Annotated in this window: 3 protein-coding genes; all 3 read left to right on the top strand. The window is 36.5% G+C overall.

Annotation, left to right across the window (positions count from 1 at the left end; translation table 11 throughout):
• Nucleotides 1-134: 134 nt before the first annotated feature.
• The 3 genes from A6E06_RS14620 (at nucleotide 135) to A6E06_RS14630 (ending at nucleotide 1,767) form a co-directional block, all read left to right on the top strand.
• A complete protein-coding gene (locus tag A6E06_RS14620) occupies nucleotides 135-740 on the top strand; it encodes a hypothetical protein (protein WP_065593223.1) in 606 nt (201 codons plus the stop codon).
• A 230-nt stretch (nucleotides 741-970) separates the two neighbouring features.
• The gene (locus A6E06_RS14625) at nucleotides 971-1,240 is read left to right on the top strand and encodes a DUF1778 domain-containing protein (protein ID WP_065593224.1); all 270 of its coding nucleotides are present in this window, start codon (nucleotides 971-973) and stop codon (nucleotides 1,238-1,240) included.
• Nucleotides 1,237-1,767: a GNAT family N-acetyltransferase gene (locus A6E06_RS14630; protein WP_065593225.1), complete on the top strand. Its 531-nt coding sequence runs from the start codon at nucleotides 1,237-1,239 to the stop codon at nucleotides 1,765-1,767. The genes A6E06_RS14625 and A6E06_RS14630 overlap by 4 nt, the downstream gene beginning before the upstream one ends.
• The last annotated feature ends 83 nt before the right edge of the window (nucleotides 1,768-1,850 follow it).

Consider the following 1,850-nt stretch of genomic DNA (forward strand, 5'->3'; position numbering starts at 1 on the left):
AATCGCATCAACACGATTTATTACATTCGGCGTTCTGGGTTTGTCTTGGGTTTCGTGATTAAGGCGGTAAAATTCAGGTTGGTTTGCATGGTAATAAACGTGTTATGCCAGCGTTATGCGTATTAGAGGTATAAATGGAAGAATTGAAGGTAAGTTCAGATATTAGTCCTGATGATATTGAAGTATTAGTTCTATTTCATGAGCGTTTTAAGATTTTGTGGGAAAACTATCAAGATTTATTAAAGTCAGGTTTTTCACTTAATGGTAGTTATTCAAAATCAAACAGTGGTGTAATAAGCTCAGAGTTTTGTACGGTTAACCATTTTAGAATGAAAGGGTTATTTGTAGATTTTCGCTTCTTTTATGCTCAAAAAGAACAAACTCATTTTTACACCGTTTGTAATAAGATCCTTACAAAAAACATTGCTGAAGAGAGATTTAGAAAACTAATAAAAGCTAATACTACTGACTGGAAAGAAGCCGGAATGACACTCGGTTGGCACGGATATGCTGCAGATGATCTTCTTAATTATTGGTTTAACGGTGAGTTTTTCCATCTAGATAGTGATAAAAAGCCCAAAATTAAAGAAATGCTTCAGGTTATGGATAGTGATGCGGTAATGCATATATTAGGTGAGGTTATCTATACTCGAATGTTGGCTATTCGAAATATCTGTGTTGTTAGCAAACCATTAATTGAGAATAAGCAATGTGTTCTCTTGCCGAAAGAATACGCATAACAAATGCATCAACACGATTTACTACACTCGGCGTCTCAGGTTGTCGGGTGTTTCTCGTTTTAAGGCGTCAATTTTAAGTATACTTGCATAGTAGTAAACGTGTTATGCAGGCGTTATATTCACAAAGCTTGAAAATTAAATCCGTATTGATTCCGTACAAGTTGCACTTTGGTTGTTTAAATCTTATACTCAATCTAACTACGGAATTACTCCGTACGATTGGAGGTATTATGGCAACTGCAAGACTTGATATCCGTTTGGATGAAGAAATCAAAGCTAAGGCTGAGAAAGCTTCAGCTTTACTTGGTTTAAAAAGCTTAACTGAATACGTTGTTCGTCTAATGGACGAAGATTCAACTCAGGTAATTTCTGAGCATGAAAGCATCACTGTTGAAGCAAATGTATTTGATCAATTCATGATTGCTTGTGACGAGGCTAAGGCTCCGAATAAAGCATTACTTGAAGCCGCTGCATTTACTAAAAGTGGTGACTTTAAGTGAGTTATTCCAAAACTTTCAAAGAATTGGATAAATCACAGCACGATAGAGCATCATTTGACTGTGGGGAAAAAGAGTTAAATGATTTTATCCAAACTCAAGCTGCTAAACATATGCAAGCAGGTATTAGCCGCACAATGGTTTTGCCTGCTTCAGTGCCTCTGCCAAATCAAAAATATCCAATTTGTTCGTTTTATAGTATCGCGCCAAGTTCGATTAGCCGTGATACGTTGCCACAAGCGATGGCTAAAAAATTACCACGCTATCCAATTCCTGTTTTCCTTTTAGCTCAACTGGCAGTTCATAAAGAATTTCATGGAAGTGGGTTAGGTAAAGTTAGCTTAATCAAAGCTCTAGAATATCTCTGGGAAATTAACTCTCATATGAGAGCTTATGCCATTGTTGTTGATTGTTTAACTGAACAAGCGGAGTCATTTTACGCAAAATATGGTTTCGATGTTCTTTGTGAAATCAATGGTCGTGTAAGAATGTTCATTCCGATGAAAACAGTCGGTCAGTTATTCACTTAGACGTAAGAGTGAATATAACAAATGCATCAACACGATTTGCTACACTCGGCGTTGTCAGTTTGCCTTTAGTTTCAGTGATTAAG

This window comes from Aliivibrio sp. 1S175, assembly GCF_001690985.1.
In the GTDB taxonomy this organism is placed as follows: Bacteria; Pseudomonadota; Gammaproteobacteria; order Enterobacterales; family Vibrionaceae; genus Aliivibrio.